This window comes from Cryptosporangium minutisporangium, assembly GCF_039536245.1.
Classification (GTDB): domain Bacteria; phylum Actinomycetota; class Actinomycetes; order Mycobacteriales; family Cryptosporangiaceae; genus Cryptosporangium; species Cryptosporangium minutisporangium.
In genome coordinates this window covers 168,810-184,683 of the sequence record NZ_BAAAYN010000024.1, presented here as the reverse complement: position 1 = coordinate 184,683, position 15,874 = coordinate 168,810, and the positions used below count along the sequence as shown (strand labels likewise).

The window sequence follows — 15,874 nt, the reverse complement described above, 5'->3', positions numbered from 1 at the left end:
CGGGGTCCTCACCGCATCGACTCCGGGGCGGGCTGGGCCGGCCGATTCCCGTGGGCCGGCCGAGTATCGTGTGCCGGACGAACTTCGTGGGCCCCCAGGATGACCCGGCCTACGGCGGAGGTACCGAAGACCCGGGCGGTGACGCGGGCGTCCGGGTCGTCCCGGCCGGTGCTCGTGGCTGTGCGGCCGTCGGCGGCGGGTGTCACCGGCCCGCTCCATCGCGCGGTCCAGCCGTCGTCGAGCCCGTAGGTGGCCAGCCGGTACTCGTGGTGGGATTCGTCAGGGCCGACGACGACGGCCAGCGGCAGTACCTCGACCGGGCCCAGCACGGCCCAGCGCGCGAGGATCAGGTCGGTGAGCCGGGCCGCCTCGGGAGGGTCCAGCCAGCCGGACGCCGCGGCGGCTCCCTCCGGGGTTGCCAGCCGCGCCAGGACCGCACAGCCGTCGGTGAACCGGTCGGCCTCCAGCAGCGGTCCGAAGTGGCGCGGTAGCCAGTCGCCGAGCGCGGTGAGGACGTGGGCGAGCAGCATGGTCGGCGGCACCGGTGGGCTCATCCGAGCCTCCGCAGCGACCGATCCTGGAACCGGCGGTGCAGGCGGCCCGGCGCCGGGTCCGGGCCTAGCTCGGTCGTGATCCCGCGCCCGCGCAGGGGCCTCGCAGCCGGTCGGGTTCGGGGCGGCGCGACCGTGTGGTCGGTGTCGACGGGGTCGATGGGGTCCACCGCGACGACCCGTTCAACGTCATTGGCCTGTTCCTCGGCGACGGCGGGCGCGGTCGCGTCGACGAGGTTCGGAGGAGGTGGCGGGAGCTCGGGCCGTCGGATGTGTTCGGGGGCGGGCGCGTCGCGGACCGGGTTGCCGTGCGGCGGAGGACTGAGCCTGGTAGGGACGTGCGGCCGGTCGGATGGTGTCGGCGGTGAACCGGGGTGCTCGGCCGCGAGGGCAGGAAGGTCGGAAAGGGTCGGCTCGGGGGGTACCGGTTGAGTGGGGAGGCGCTCAGCGGGACGCGGGGCCGGGAGTCGTGCTACCCCAGGTCCGGTAGGTGAACCGGGTACCTTCGGTGCCGGGGATGTTCCCGGTGCTGCCGGTGTTGCCAGTGCGTCCGGCGTGGACGGTGCCTCCGGGGCGGGCGGCAGGTTCGGGGTGCGCGGCGCGGGCAGCTCCAGCCGCGGTTCGACGCGGGAAACGTCCGGAGCCTCGGCCGGGCTTCGATCGACCGGTTCGACACCGGTGACCGGGATCTGTCGGGGGAGCGGAACGGATCCGCCACGGAGTCCGTCCGCCCGGGTCCGGATGGCTTCCGGGGGACTGCCCGGCGCGAGCGATCGGTCGGCCCCGAGCGGCTCGCTCGCGTCGACCCGCGGTGCATCCCCGCGCGGTGACGCCTCGCGCTGCGATGACCCGGGCGGCCCGAGTGGCTCCAGCCACGTAGGCGGCTCCGGCGACCCGGGGGACGGGAACCGTACGCGTGTCCGGGGCGGCCCGGGCGGATCTCTCGGCGGGACGACCCGCGCGTCGGTCCTCGGTTCCGGCGGCGGATCGGCACGCGGCGCGGATCGGCCGACGACCGGACCGTCGCGATCAGCCGGGCGCGGGCCCGGCCGACCGGACTCTTCGGAAGGACCGGGCTCGGCCCGCTCCACCCACGGCACCACCACCGGCCTCCGGCGGTCGGCGCGACGCCGATCGCGTCCGGCCGTCCACTCCGACGCCGCGCGCGCCACCGGGGCGCCCGAGGCACTGCCCGGCACGGCGCCCGGCGCACCGGTCGGCGGCAGCGGACCGGGTGTCGTCGGCTGCACCCGGAAGTCCTCCCCACCCACCGGCGGCAACGGATGGAGCACCCGGTCGAGGTCACGCAGCAGGAGCGCGGCCCGGTACGCGTCGTCGGTTCCTGTCATCGTCGTCCTCCCTCCCGCGCGAGGTCAGTCGCGGAGCGCATGCTGCGTCCACCCGGTGAAGATCTCCAGCGCGGCGGTGAACTCGTCGGCCGGGACGACGTCGGCCGGGCCGGTGCTCGCGGCGTCGGAGCCGAGTACGTCGGCCAGCAGGTCCAGAGGCAGCAACCGCTTGGTCGCCAGGCTCGGCAGGTCGAATCCGGGGAAGTCACGCCGCAGGGTCACCGGGCCGCTCACCGGCTCGGTCAGCCAGGACCGCCGCAGCACGACCACCGCCACGTCCTCCTGAGGCCCGCAGATCAGGCACGGCCCCGCGCCGTCCGGGGCAGCACCGCCCTCCGGCCCCGGCAGCGCGGCAGGGTCAGTGGAGAGCACGCCCGCCGCGGACGTGTCGATCCGGTCGAGGAGAGCGGCGCTGGTGCGGATCACCCGCTCGATCTCGACGACGCCCTGCACCACCAGCTCACCCGACCCCGACCCCGCCGTGCCCCGCACCAGTAGCAGCTCACCCGGTCGGCCGATCAGCGGCGTCGGTTCGCCGTCCAGCAGGCTCCAGAACGGCGGTCCCAGGCCCGCGAGGACCAGGCTGCTCGCCCTGGCGGGCACCGACCCGTGCAGCGACACGGTCTGAAGCGGCGCCGAGGTCGGCTCCGTGATCGACCGCAGACCGTCGCCGCCGGCCACCTCGTCGTCCACCAGCGCACGCCCGTACACCAGGCAGAGCCGCGACCAGAGCGCGATGGCCTCGTGTAGCGGCCCGTCGGCGGCGGCACCGAGCGTCGACTCGCCAGTGCGCAGCTCGGCCTCGGACAGGCCCGGCGCCACCGTCCCGAGCAGCGACCCGACCGGCACCACGCCCGGGGCACCCGGACCGTCCGTCTCGGTCGAGGTGCGCAGCGGCGCGATGTTCAGGGCCAGCTGCCGGTCGATCCGGTCGACGCCGAGCACGACGACGGCTGCCGGCCGGTCGCCGCCGATCACTCCGACCGTGCCGGGTTCCAGCTCGACGAGCGAGCGGCCGAGCGACGACGGCTGCCCGGTCGGGACCAGCTCCACGCCGGCCGTCGCATTGTCCCCGAGCGTCAGGCCCTGGTAGATCAGGCCGGTGTCCCCGCCGTTGACCAGCGCACGGACACCGGTGACGAACGGCGCCCGGAAGCGGGTCGCCAGCGGCGCGAGTAAAGCCTGGTAGCGCAGCCGGAACCAGCGCAGCCAACCGGGCCAACTCGCGGTGAACGCGCCCTCCAGTGCCCGCAGCATCCGCAGTGTGCCGTCCGGGTAGCCGACCCGGGCCGCGATCGCCGCGTCCAGATCGATCCGTACCTGCCCGAGCTCGACCGGCATCGTCAGCAGCAGTGGGCCTGCGGCCGACGCCACCGCGTCCGCGGCGGATTCGAGCGCCTGCCGGGCGGACGCCGACGCGAGGCTCAGCCGGAGCGCGTCCGCAGCCTCGGCGAGCCCGCGCCAGGCGGTCTCGGCGCCGGTCAGCGCCGTCGCCGCGTCCCGGACCCGGTCAGGCAGGTCGGGCGTGCGGCAGCCCTCGGAGTCCAGGATCGTCGCCACGTCCACGAGCCGGGCGGCGTCCGGAACGGCGTCGGCCAGCGCCTGTCGAGCATGGGCCGCGACACCGAGCAACAGGCCGGTCGCGACCGACGACGTCATCGTCTGTGCCCGCAGCCCGGCGACGACGGCCCGCGCGGTGGGGCCGACACCGGTGGCGAGCGGCGCGGGACCACCCGGCCGGGCGCTGATCGGGATCTCCCCGTCGCGCGCGGCGAACCGGCGACGGACGCAGAGCGCGCTCCACGCGAGGACCGGCTCCGGAGGGTCTTCGTCCTCGTCCTCGTCCTGCCCTGGCACCCCGACCATCGCCGCGGCGAACCGGGCGGCCTGGCCGAACAGGCTTGCGGTGTCCGCGTCGACGTCGGGAAGCGGCGCGACGTCCACGGTCCGGCCGCCGCCGACGATCGTCCCGGCCGTCCCACCCGGGTAGGCCGGGAGCCGGAGCAGCGCCGGGGGATCGCCCGGCTGCGCGGATCGGGTGAAGATCGGCCGCTCGCGGGGGACCCGTACCTGGTCGTGGACGGTCACGTCGCCGTCGTCGACGCTGGTCCGCAGCTGCGCGACGGCGAGTTCCAGCTCGTCGGTGCCGGGCACCCGCCAGCGACGCTGCTCCGGCGCCCACGCGAACGTGCTGTCGGTCCCGACGACTGCCTGGCTGCCCGGACTCCAGTGGTGCCCGGGCAGCGCCTCCACCACCGGAGGGCTGAGCGCGGTCGGTGGGTCCCGGCGCGCGTGGCCCCGCTCGACGACGTCGGCGACCCGGAGCAGCGCCTCGGCGACCCGGGCGTGCGGGTCGTCGGCATCCCGCGCGGCGTCGATCCGGTCGAGGAACGTCTCGACCTGCTGCCAGCCGGTGGCCCAGAGGTCCAGCTCCCGGCGGAACGCGCGCGCGACCCTCATGACCGGCCTCCCGGGGGTGCCGGACGGGTGCCGAGTGACATCGCCAGCGACCGGTTGCCCCGCCGCCGTGCCCGGCGGGTCGCCTCCACATAGGCGAGCGTGGCCGGGTCGAGCCGGACACCCTCGTCGAGTAGCTGCTCCAAGCCGGTGACCAGATCACCGCGGGAGATGCCGGCGGCCTCGGCCACCTCGGCGGCGGTGCGGCCGAGCGGTCCGGCCAGCGCGACGAGTTCGGCCGTCGGCCCGGCCGAGGTCGTTTCGAGTTCCTTCCAGGCGGTCCCGGCCAGCGCAGCAGCGTCGGCCGCAGACCGTTCGGCCTGGTCGGACAGGGCATTCCAGTCCTCGGTCAGCCCCACGAACGCCTGCTCGGCGGTCTTGCCCTGGCCGAGCAGCGCCCAGATCGGCGCGATTTCGGCGGTCCCGGCCAGCAGGCACACGCCCGCGACGGCGTTCGCGGTCGTCACCGACCCGTCCGGTGCGGTGTTGGGCCGGTTCGTGGCCTCCAGGAACGCGGAGACCAGGCCGTCCACACCCTCGTCGGTCGCCACGAACAGGCAGTGCAGGCCGGTCGCGGTCAGTGCGGCCAGGGTGTCGATGACCTGCTGCAGGATCGTGACGATTTGCCGGAGGACGTCGATCTTCAGCCGGACGGCCTCGACCAGCGCCTTGATCAATGCGACGACGCCGTCGACGTTCAGCAGCAACGCCTCCAGCCAGACCGGGATCTTCTCCAGCAGACGGAGCGGGTAGCCGGCGTCACCACCGAGGTCGCGCAGCTCCCAGGACCGCCAGTCCGGGCGCACCGAATGGGCGCGCAGGCGGCTGCGGTCCGGATCGTCCGGCCAGGTCGGGTAGGTCGCGGCGAAGTGCTCCCAGGCCTTGCCGAACGCCTTGGCGTCGAAAAGTGAGGCCAGCAGCGGGCCGAGCGCGGCGAGGTCGGGCAGGTTCGGTGCGGTCGCGACGATGAACAGCGCCTCGACCGGTGCCCCGTCGGAGAACGTGGGCCGGTCGTGGTCGCCCGGGTCGTCGAACGACTGGCGGAACCGGTGCGCCCACTGAGCGAAGCCGTCCGCGGGCCGGTTGGGCCGCAGCGGCTTGTCGCCGGCGAGCCACTGGGGCATGTCGGGCTCGCTGCCACCGAGTTCGCGGACCGTGACGACGTTCGACAGCAGCCCGGGGGCGTCGACGTAGACGTACGCGCCCGACCGGAGCAGGTCGTCGATGATCGTCGTGATCAGCTCGATTGCGGCCAGGATCAGCGCGCGGATCGGGTCCGGCAAGCTGATCAGCAGCTTCGAGACGACCTCGAGAATGCCGGCGGCCAGCTCCAGCAGCGCGGCAACGACCTGGACCGGCACCTGCGCGGCCGAGACCACCTCGGCCAGGCCGGGGATCTGCCCGAGTGTCAGCTGGCTCCAGCGGAGCGGCACCGAACCGCCGTCGGGCTCCGCGCCGGGGTCCGCGCCGCCGTCGCCGGAGCCGCCGCCACCGGCTGCCTCTCCCACCGCCACCGCGGCGGTGGCGAGCCGGGCCAGCGTCTCCTCCGCGACGTCCGGGCAGTGCGCGGTGAGCAGCGCCAGCAGGTCAGCGGTAGCGTCGCCGGTTCGCGTCGACATGACGCTCCTCCTCCAGCCGGCGCTGCAGCTCAGCCATTGCGGTCAGCCGGGCACCGTCGTCGGCCGCGGCCGCCACCGCGGCACTCTCCAGCAGTGCCTTCGCCTGGGCCAGTCGCTCCACCAGCTGCGCCGGATCGAACGGACGCCAGCCCGCGTTCTCTCTCTTCCGGTCGCCCGCCATCACGTCAGCCCACCGGGAAGCGCTTGACCAGCGCGAAGTACGAGAGATCCAGCAGCGGGGTCATCGCGGCCCAGACGTCCAGCGCGGGACCGTAGGCGGCGACCGTCAACGGGTTCACCGCCTTGAGGATCTGCGCCAGCATCGTCAGGTGGATCGCCAGGCCGTCGCCGATCACCACCGGTGAGGTAGCTGACAAGCCGCCGAGCTGCAACAGACCCAGCTTGGTGTTCACCGAGAGATTGCCGGCCAGCGCGTCGATCGAGAGCGCGGTTAGTGTCAGGTCGGGCAGGCCCGCGGCGATCTTCACCGGGCCGGCCGACGTCAGGCTGATCGGACCGGTGCTGCTGAGGCCGTAGCCACCGACGACCGTGTCGGTGGCGGCGCCCGCGACGGTCCGGCTGTGCGAACCGGAGATCGCCTCGGTGAGCGGACCGCCGACCGCGATCGACGTGCCGTTCTTGTCGACGTTGCGCACGAACGCGGTCGCGCCGATCGTCTCGGTGAAGTTGCCCTCGACCGAGACCGCGCTGTTCCCCGAGACCGTCCGGGTATGGGCGCCGCCGACGATCTCGGTCTGCCGTCCGGCGAGGTCGAGCAGCGCGTCGCCGTCGATCTCCTCGGACCGCGATCCCTTGTTGAGGACCCGTTCATTGCTCATGATCCGGTCCAGGCCCTCCCGGCTGAGGATGAGCCGGTTGCCCTGACTGTCGTGGATCTCGATCCGCTCCGAGTCCGGCCGGTCGTCCAGGACGATGTGGTGCCCGGTGGCGGACTTGAGAATGCGCACCTTCGGCGTGGCGGTCTCCCGGGGGTAGTCGTGCTGCGGTGTCTCCGGTGTGCGGGGCGCGGCCGTCGGGGGTGCCCCTGCGCGGGCAGTGCTGTCCGGGCCGCCGACGTCGTCGCCGCCGGGCGAGCCCCACCACAGGCCGGAGTAGATCGGCCGGGACAGATCGCCCTCCTCGAACTCCATCCAGACCCCGACCCCAGGGTCGGGCACCGCGAAGAAGCCCTGGTCGGGGCCCGCGTAGGGCGCGGCAGGCAGCGCCCAGCCGGTGGGCGTCGACGGTCCGAGCAGACGCGGGACGATCGCCCGGATCCGGCCCTGGTTCTCCGGGTCGGCGACGTCGTGGACGTAGCCGCGGTACTTGCCGTAGTACCGGTTCTCCAGCCGGTCGAGCAGGGCGGCGACCAGGTCCTCCATGGCCACGTCGGTCATCTCGGCCTCCTCTCCGGTTCCTCGACGGTCAGCCGGACGCCGGAGACGTCGCCGAGGTTGAGCACGATGTCGGTCAGGCCGTCGGGCCGAGCGAGGCGGATCGCGTCGTCCTCGATGTCGACCACCGAGCCCACGTAGACATGGCCCAGCGTGGTGAAGACCAGCAGCGGGGCGTCCGGCGGAAAGCTTTCGAGCTGAGCGCGGAGTGTCACGGCGCGGATCCGTTCATCGCAGGCCCGCGAGCACCTGGTCGAGCACGAAGCGCCGGGCCGACAGCTCGTCGACGTCGAGCCGGATCCGCTCGTCGCGCAGGCGTCGCCGCGCGGCCTGGACCCCCTCGGCCAGGCTCTGCGGCCGGTCCGGCTCGGGCAGCGTGGGAAGGCGCCCTCGCCACGCCTCGGTGATCCGCAGCAGTGCGTCGATACGGTCGACGCCCGCGGTGAGCGGTGGGATCGGGTCCGCCCCGGACTCGTCCGGGGCGGCCGGTACCACCGCGCGACCGAGGTGCGCGGCGGTCAGGCTGGTCGGTGGTGGCATCAGGTGCTCCTCAGAGGTTGTTCTCGATCGATTGGCCCGCGTCATGGAGGTGGACACCCGCCGTGGTCACGTTGCCGACGGCACCGACCCGGCTGCCCCCGATGACGACCAGCGAGTGGCGCTTCGGGTCGGGCGGCGGCGCGGCGATCACCGACGGTCCCGTCGAGGGCCCGATCACCGACGGGCCGGTCAGCGGCGGCTCGACCGGGGTGAAGCGACGGTTGCGCAGCAGTAGCGAGAGCAGACCCTCCACCGGGTGCGCGGCCTCGACCTGCTCGGTGACGGTGGGGCCGACCTCGGCGACGCCGGTGAGGGATTCCAACCCGCCGGCCAGCGCCGCCGTCTGATTGCCCCCGGCGCGGACCAGCTGCGTCTGGACGAGCGCACGCGCCTGGTGCGGCGCGAGCCCAGCGCTGACCGCCATGCCGTAGAGCTTGGCGGCGCTGGGCAGCTCGACGCTGGTGAGGATCGTGTTGGAGACGAGAACAGCCCGCTCGATCACGTCGTCGGGAACCTCGGTCTGCGGGGCGGCCTCCGGGACATCGGCCTCGTCGGTCGGGTCTTCGGCGTCTGACGGGGTCGGTAGCTGCGGCCGTTCCGGCGGTGGGACCTCGGGCCGGCCGAGGTCCGGCCGCGTCGGAAGCGTCGGCGTCGGGCGGGGGCGGCCGATCGGGCCGAGTGGGCCGGGATCCAGCGGCCCGACCGGCCCGACCGGACCGGACGGCCGGGGTCGCTCGATGATCGGTCCTCCCGGCCCCTTGCCGAATCGGATCAGCTCGTCCCGCGCCCCGAACGTCAGCACCCGGGCGATGTCCGGTGCCGCTGGCAGGTCCTGACGCTTCGCGAACAGGTTGAAGCTGGCCTCCGCATCCGTGCTGACCTCGCTGAACGCGGTGCCGGTGCGGGCGTCGAGCGCTTCGGCGACCGCCCGCTCGTCGAGCCGCAGGTTCATCGTCGCCGCCGGGCCGACCTTGACTTGCAGGGTGAGGTCGCCGAACGACGTCGGCAGCGGGAACTCCGGGATGAACGGCGGAGTCGTCGGCGTCGGCGGCTCGGCCCCGGCCGCCACGTTGCCCTGGACCGTGACCAGGGACCGCCCGCACCGCAGCACGACCACGTTCGGAAGACCCAGGCACTCGCACCGGTTCGCGGAGAACACCGTCGTGTCGATCCCCCGCAGGTACACCGCGCCGGTGGCCGTAGAAGACGCGAGCTCGTTGCCGACCACCGACGCGGAGACCAGCGACTGCTGCGCCAGTACCAGCAGCGCCGGGCCGCCCGCCACCACGTCGTTGCCGGCCACCTGCACGGCCCGGCGCGGCGTGGGCTGCGGGAAGTCGTCGAGCGGTGGCAGCCGCAGCAGGAACTCGACCAGCGGCTCGAACCGCACCGGAGCCGTGCGCGCCAGCCACCCGTCTGCGGCCTGGACGGCGCCGCCCGGCAGCGCCGCCGCGGCACCGGTGGCCAGCACGTCGATCCCCGGCTGGAGCACCCGGGTGGAGAGCCGGAACGCCCCGACGCCGAACGTGTGGGTTCCGGCGAGGAACGCCCCACCGCCGAGCCCCGCGGCGACCAGGTCGTTCAGGCCATCCAGCGGACGATTCGGCAGATCACCGGGGAACGGCGCGGTCTTCGACAGCGGCTCGACGTCGAGCGCGGCCTTGAGCGAGAGGTCGCCGAGCAGCGCGGCCGGGACCTCGTCGATCAGGACCGCGATCGCGACCCCGCCGCGCTCGCCGCCGGTGTGGCGGATGCGGTTGCCCCGGACGAGGACGTCGCCGCGCCAGTCGAGCAGGACCTCGTGGAGCGGGCCGCCGGACCGCCGGTTGCCGTTGCCGTGCAAGCGGTTGTCGACGACGACCGCGGCCCCGGAGCCGACCACCCGGACGACGGCCTGGCCGCGCTCCGCCGCCGACTCCGGGCCGGCACCGGCGCAGTTCGTCGCGGAGTTCCCGCTGACCGAGAGCTCGGCGGTGCCGTCCGGACCGAGATCCAGTGCGGCCACCGCGGCGCCGGACACCTGGTTGTCGTCGACGGCCACGGCGGCGGGTGCCGCACCGAGCGGTGCCAGCGGATGAGCAGCCGCCCCCACCACGGTGACGCCGGTGTGCGCGTCGGCCAGCTCGTTGCCACGGACGCCGAGTCCCTGCTGGACGCCGGCGGCGTAGAGCGCGTCGGCCGGATGCGCGTCGACGACCAGCCGGACGCCGAGCGGAGGGCGGCTGATGATCGGTACCCCGGTCACCCCGGCCAGGCCGCCCCGGACGACCCCCAGTGCGGTGTTCAGACCCGGTGCGGCGGTCACCGCCCCGGAGAGCGAGTTCGACAGGCTCTTCTGGTTCCCGCGGACCCACCGGCCGACCGTGGTCAGGCGGTCGGCGTCGTCGGCAGCCGGGTCGAGCGCCCGGGTGACGGCGCCGGTGAGGACGTAGGTGGTGTGGACGTCCGGAGCCGCGGTCGGCGCTTGGGCGGCGCGGAGACCGACCTGCTCGACGGCACCGGCCAGCGTGTGCGCCGCCACCGCCGCGTCCGGGCCGCTGTCCGACGCGAGCGCCGCCAGCGCCGATGGCAACGTGCCGAGCAACCCTTCTCGCTCGCTGCCGCGGATTCCGGCGGCGTCGATCTGCCGCCGCAGCGTGTCCTCGAACAGTCGGACGCCCTCGGTCCGCAGGTCCGGCTCTCGGACGTCGCGGAGCACCAGCAACACCTCGGCGAGCGCCGCGAGTTGCTGCTGGTCCACAGCGGCCGGACCGGCGTCCGGCGCCGGGTCGGTCACCGCGATCCCGGCTTTGCGCGCCTGCACCCGCTGGAGGTCCCGCAGGTGGCGGCGGGCTTCCGCGGTGTGCTCGGTCCGCCGGTCCGGGTCGGTGACCGCCTGTGCGAGCGCCTGGCGCACCGCGCGAGCCGGACCCGCCAGCTCCGGATCCGCCCCCACCAGGTTGATCAGCTGTCCGGCGCTCTGGCCGAGGAGCCGTAGGTTGCGGGTGGCGGCGGACGGGGTGTCCAACGCCAGCCCCGCGACCCGTCGCTCCAGCTGGTCGGAGGTGAGCGTGACCAGCTCGGCCTGGAACCGGGCCTGCTGCGCGGCGACGTCGTCCGGCCGCACCACGATCGCGTCGACGGCGCCGGCCGCGACCGTCCGGGCCGCGGTGAGCGTCGCGACGAACCGGTCGACGTCGGCTCGGGTCGGGCGGCCGGACGTCGCGCGCAGCAGGTCGAAGTCGTGCCGGACCCGGTCGGCCAGGGGCCGGTGGGCTGCCTGCAGCACCTCGGCGAGCGCCGTGCTGCCGCGTTCGAGGCCGGCAATCGTCTCCGCGTTGAGTTGGTCCGGCTGCGGTACGTCGAGCGCGTCCAGGCTGAGCCGGACGATCCCCTCGGCGACCGTGCGGTCCGTTTCGGACAGCGCGCCGCCCGCGGCCGCCTGCTGGTAGGAGAGCCGCTGTCCACGGGCCTCGGCAACCGTGTCGAGCGCCGCGGCGAGCGCGAGCCGGGCGGCGGTCCGTGCCGCCGGGCTGCCGGTGGCGGCGACGACGGCCTGGGCCCGCTCGCCCAGCCGCAGTTCGAGCGCTTCGAGGCCCTGGGTGAGCGCGTCGGCCTCGGAGACGACGTCGGTGGCCGCCGCGACGACCTCCTCGAACGAACCGAGCATCGCCCCGTCGAACCGGGCCGCGGCCTCCCACGCCCTGGTCGTCTCCTCCGCCCCGGCGCTCCGGGCCGCGGCCAGGGACAGCGTCGCCCGCACGTGGGTGGCGGTCCGGGTGTGCTCCTCGCCGCTCTGCGCCGCGAGCATCTCGCCGATGCCGCCGGTCAGCTCCAGCGCGAGCCGCCGCCCTTCGGCGCCCCCGCCCTCCATCGCGGCCGCCACCGACTCCATCGCGGTGTAGATCCGGCCGCCCAGCCGCTGCCGAACCGACGCGTTGCCCTGCGCGTACTCCATCACGAGGCGGCGGAGCGCGACCGAGGCGCCGTAGGAGTCGGTCCCCACCGACCGGCCCGGCTGCACCGCGACGCTCGCGGACTCGAGCACGTCGAAGACCGGCGGACGGATCGGTGGGGTCGCGGGCGGACCGACCGAGGTCACCTCCACCGGTGCGAGGATCCGCTGGACCCGGTTGCCGGCGACGACGAGGTCGCGGCCGCCGACCGTGGCGACCCCGGCGGTACGAATCTCGACGCCCGGACCGCCGAAGCCGGGCGGCAGCGTCCGGGTACCGATGTCGGCCACCCGGTTGTCCCGCACCGCGCTCTCCTCGACCAGGCTCAGCACGATTCCGCCGCGCAGCGTCGCTCGCTCCAGCCAGCGGAGCACGTCGTCGAGTGCGGCGTCGAGGTCGCCGGGGGCGGCGAGCAGCGTCGCCAGCGCCTCCTGCGGGCCTGCTCCGCCCGGCAGCGCGACGCCGCTCCTGGCGGCGAGCTGCGCGACCGCGTCCGGGCCCCAGGAGAGGTACCCGAGGGCGGTGGCCTCGACGTCGTTGTCCTCGATCCGGACGCCGCCGACCGCGCCGCCGTACCCCCACGCGCGGATGCCGGCGTCGCCCAGGTCCCGCAGCGTGTTGCCCCGCACCCGGACGTCGAACGCAGCCTGCGCGCCGCCGATCAGGATGCCGGTGGCGAGTGACCCGGGCCCCTCGACGCGGTTGCCGGCGATCTCGACGTCGTGCACCGGACGTGGCACGACGGGATCGGCACCGGCGACCAGGCGCTGCGCGACCAGGCCGGACCCGATCACGATGCCGGCCTGCAGCGCGAACGGGAGCGGTGTCGAGGCGCGCGGCAGCGTGATCCAGCTGTCGCGGACCCGGTTCTGTGCTCCGGTGACCTGGATGCCCGCGGTCAGGCCGTCCCGTGGGCCGTCCGGTTCGGCCACCCGCACCTCGTTGGCCGCGGCGTCGACGCCGTCACCGGCGATCAGGATGCCGACCTCCCGGCAGCCGGTGACCAGGTTGCCGGTGACGACCGAGGCGTCCACCGGCTCACCGGCCCTCGTCTCGGCGCGGTCCTGAAGCGCGATACCGCGGGCGAACCCCTCGATCCGGTTGCCCTCGATCGTCAGCCCGTCGACCACGCCGTCGGCGACCCGCACCCCGTCGGCGGCCGACCCGGCGGCGGTGATCTCGTTGCCGCTGATCGTGAGACCCCGGACGAACAGCCCGGACCGGGGCCAGAGCACCAGCGACTCCGGCGTGAGCGAGCGCCCGTACGGCGCGGCGACCACCCCGGACGGCGCGCGCAGCCGGGACTCGGTGACGCTGATCCCGGCGCACGCCCCGGCCACCAGCACCGCGGCGTTGACGACACCGGCCAGCCCGGCCTCGCGGGAGGTGACGGTCAGCCCGGTCAGGCGCACCTGCCGGCAGTCCGCGACCGTAACCACGCCGTGCGGCAGCGTCCGCAGGACCGCCAGCTCATCGGGCGCGATCTCGTCCAGCGGGCGGCCTGGGTGGGCGCGCTGGAGCCGGCGCAGCTGGGCCACGGTGGCGACGACGGCCTCGGCGCCGCGCCCCTCGAACGGGCGGATCGCGCGCAGCCGAGCGGCGAACCCGCCGAGCAGATCGACGGTGGTGCTGCTGATCGGCGACAGATCGGACGGCACCAGCGGCCGGACCGTGGTGTCGCCGCCCGGAGCGCCCGGCAGCTCGGGGGCGAGCACGTCGACGCCGACCGGCACCTGCGGTGCGGCGGACTCGATCAGCTCCATCCGCTCGACCGAGACTTCGCCGTCGGCGCCGCACCAGTCGAGGAAGAACGCCCCGCCGGCACCGGTGATCTCGACGCGGGTCGCGGCACCGTCGCCCAGCAACCGGATCCGGCTGCGGCCACGCACCAGCACCGGGTGCTCGAGTCGGTACGTCCCGGCGCGGAGGTACACGGTCCCGCCGTCGGGGCCGAGCCGGTCGAGGGCCGCTTGCAGCGCCTCGTCGCCGGTGACGCCTTCGGAGAGGTTCTGGTCGATGTCGCCGAACGTGCGGACGCCGTCGCCGACCACGACCGTGAACGCCCCGGGGGAGAGGTTCCGGCGCCCCAACTCGGCCAGGCGGTCGCGCACGTCGTGCAGCGGAAGGAACCGCTGCCGGACGTCCTCGAAGCTGCGGCTGCCGGGCGTCCAGCGCACCCGCGCCAGCGGAACCCGCAGGTGCGCCGGGCCCTGAACCGGTGCTGCCGTCAGCTGCTCGACGACGCCGGTCGCCGCACCGTCCGGACTGGTCACCCGCGCGACGAAGCTCCAGTACTCCGACAGCCGCAGGCCGGTGCCGGTCATCGCGAAGACGATGCCGTCGGCCAGGTTGTAGCGGACGTCGGCCAGCAACCAGTCCGCGCCGTCCCACCGCCGCACCGCGGGTGCGTCGGCCAGCGCGAACGCCCGGTCGAGCCCGCCGCCCGCGACCAGTGGCGCCGGATCGGTGGTGAGCGTGTGGCCGGCGCCCTCGAGTTCCAGCTCGCCGGTGGCGGTGTCGACCGCGGCCAGCCGGCGTAGGACCGCCCGGCACTGCGGCCGCTCGCCGTCGAGCCGGCTGCGCTCGTCCTCGATCACGACGACGTCGCCGGCCACCAGGTACTTCGCGTCGTCCGGGTCGACGTGGACGGTCGCGGCTCCGGCCCCGGCCGGCTGCACGAGCGGCGCGAGCAGCGACGCGTTCTCCCGCGACCAGGCGATCACCGGCCGGTCGCCGTGGGTGGCGATCGCTTCGACCCGGACGTGGACGTTCCGGGTGCCGGTGTAGCCCTCGCCGATCGTCGCGTTCTCGGTGAAAAGGCACCGGTCCCGGCACGGGTCGGGTTGCTCGGCCGGGAACCGGTCCGGAAGCTGCCCGGCCGGGACGTTCGTGGTCAGCCGAGCAGTACCGAGCGCGGGAGGCAGCGTCTCGGTGTCGTCCGAAGGCACCGGCAGCACGCGGACCTGCGTCACCTTGCGGGTGCGGAACGCGGTCTCCTCGCCGGGCAGCGCGTCCTCGGCGAGGAAGCGGTCCTGGAACCGGTGCCAGGTCCGTTCCCAGATGTCGGCGTACACCAGGTGATGACCAGCGGGCTCGCCGTCGGCGTCCAGCGGCGGGCGCTCCAGCGGAGGCGGGTCGGGCAGGTCGGGCTGCCGGCTGTACCGCCAGTCGTGTTCGAGGAACGTGCGCAGCCCGCCGGCGTAGAGCCGCCCGGCGCCGGCCAGCGTCCCGTCGCCGCCACGGATGACCAGATCGCCGTCGCCCAGCCCACCGTCCTCGGCCAGCAGCGCGTCGAGGTCGGTCTCCGCTCGCGGTGGCAGGCCACGCAGCCCCCATCCGGCCAGGAGCAGCTGGTTCCGCCCGTCGACGGTGCCGCCGAGCGGGTCGAGCGCGGCCCGGGGGATCCGGACCGTAGTCCAGTCGGTCGCGGCCACGCTCACCTCGGGGAGGCTCACGTCGGCAACCTCGTGCTCGGTGCCCTCACGATCCAGAACGACGACCCGGACGTCGACCAGCTCGTCGTCGGTCGGTGGCCGTTCGAAGCGCACCCGGACGCGGAGCGCGGCGACGCCGTAGGTGGCGCCGGCGGGGTCGAGCGGCACCGGCAGACGCAGCAAGTCCAGAGGGTTCGGGAGCCGGTGGAGCACGGCGACGTGGCCGCGGGTCCGGACCACGTGCGGGAGCGTCTCCGGGTCGCGCCGCGCCAGCCGCAGCAGGCGCGGGATCACGCGCTCGTCGTCGGCGGGCAGGCCCTCGGCGCTCCAGCCGTCGAGCGTGGTGATCGGGTCGATCAGGTGCGCGTCGCCGATCGCGAACCCGTCGTCCGGCGACCCCTCGGCCAGGTCGGCGCTGCGGCGGCGGGCATCCGTCCTGGCCAGGACCGTCTGCTCGTTGGCTTCGGAGTCGAGCCGGACCTGGCCCATGCGTTCGCGGACCCCGGTGAAGCGGCGGCGCTCGTCGAAGCGCTCGCGGGACGTGTATGCCTTCACGGCAACCTCCCCTTCGTCGCAGCCGGGCCCCTCATCGCAG

8 protein-coding genes are annotated in these 15,874 nt (G+C 74.6%); all 8 read right to left on the bottom strand.

Annotated features, from left to right (window positions below):
- Positions 1-8 precede the first annotated feature (8 nt).
- Positions 9-554 carry a hypothetical protein gene (locus ABEB28_RS19810; protein WP_345729636.1) on the bottom strand — a complete coding sequence of 182 codons (546 nt, stop codon included), beginning with the start codon at positions 552-554 and terminating at the stop codon, positions 9-11.
- A 1,370-nt stretch (positions 555-1,924) separates the two neighbouring features.
- A complete protein-coding gene (locus ABEB28_RS19805) occupies positions 1,925-4,360 on the bottom strand; it encodes a hypothetical protein (RefSeq protein WP_345729635.1) in 2,436 nt (811 codons plus the stop codon).
- Positions 4,357-5,976 (bottom strand): hypothetical protein, encoded by a 1,620-nt coding sequence (locus ABEB28_RS19800; RefSeq protein WP_345729634.1) that lies wholly within the window; start codon positions 5,974-5,976, stop codon positions 4,357-4,359. Before ABEB28_RS19800 ends, ABEB28_RS19805 begins: the two co-directional genes overlap by 4 nt.
- Positions 5,945-6,157 carry a hypothetical protein gene (locus tag ABEB28_RS19795; protein ID WP_345729633.1) on the bottom strand — a complete coding sequence of 71 codons (213 nt, stop codon included), beginning with the start codon at positions 6,155-6,157 and terminating at the stop codon, positions 5,945-5,947. The genes ABEB28_RS19800 and ABEB28_RS19795 overlap by 32 nt, the downstream gene beginning before the upstream one ends.
- A 4-nt stretch (positions 6,158-6,161) precedes the next feature.
- Positions 6,162-7,373, bottom strand: a complete 1,212-nt coding sequence (locus ABEB28_RS19790) for a phage baseplate assembly protein V (protein ID WP_345729632.1) — start codon at positions 7,371-7,373, stop codon at positions 6,162-6,164.
- Positions 7,370-7,585: a hypothetical protein gene (locus ABEB28_RS19785; RefSeq protein ID WP_345729631.1), complete on the bottom strand. Its 216-nt coding sequence runs from the start codon at positions 7,583-7,585 to the stop codon at positions 7,370-7,372. The genes ABEB28_RS19790 and ABEB28_RS19785 overlap by 4 nt, the downstream gene beginning before the upstream one ends.
- 13 nt (positions 7,586-7,598) lie before the next feature.
- Positions 7,599-7,910 (bottom strand): hypothetical protein, encoded by a 312-nt coding sequence (locus ABEB28_RS19780; RefSeq protein ID WP_345729630.1) that lies wholly within the window; start codon positions 7,908-7,910, stop codon positions 7,599-7,601.
- A gap of 10 nt (positions 7,911-7,920) precedes the next feature.
- Entirely contained in the window at positions 7,921-15,834 is a 7,914-nt protein-coding gene (locus tag ABEB28_RS19775) for a hypothetical protein (RefSeq protein ID WP_345729629.1), read from the bottom strand.
- Positions 15,835-15,874: the final 40 nt, after the last annotated feature.

What these genes read in the sequence shown, in the direction of transcription:
- ABEB28_RS19780 (WP_345729630.1), bottom strand. Translation starts at nt 7,910, where the DNA reads ATGCCACCACCGACCAGCCTGACCGCCGCGCACCTCGGTCGCGCGGTG.
- ABEB28_RS19795 (WP_345729633.1), bottom strand. Translation starts at nt 6,157, where the DNA reads ATGGCGGGCGACCGGAAGAGAGAGAACGCGGGCTGGCGTCCGTTCGAT.
- ABEB28_RS19790 (WP_345729632.1), bottom strand. Translation starts at nt 7,373, where the DNA reads ATGACCGACGTGGCCATGGAGGACCTGGTCGCCGCCCTGCTCGACCGG.
- ABEB28_RS19800 (WP_345729634.1), bottom strand. Translation starts at nt 5,976, where the DNA reads ATGTCGACGCGAACCGGCGACGCTACCGCTGACCTGCTGGCGCTGCTC.
- ABEB28_RS19805 (WP_345729635.1), bottom strand. Translation starts at nt 4,360, where the DNA reads ATGAGGGTCGCGCGCGCGTTCCGCCGGGAGCTGGACCTCTGGGCCACC.
- ABEB28_RS19810 (WP_345729636.1), bottom strand. Translation starts at nt 554, where the DNA reads ATGAGCCCACCGGTGCCGCCGACCATGCTGCTCGCCCACGTCCTCACC.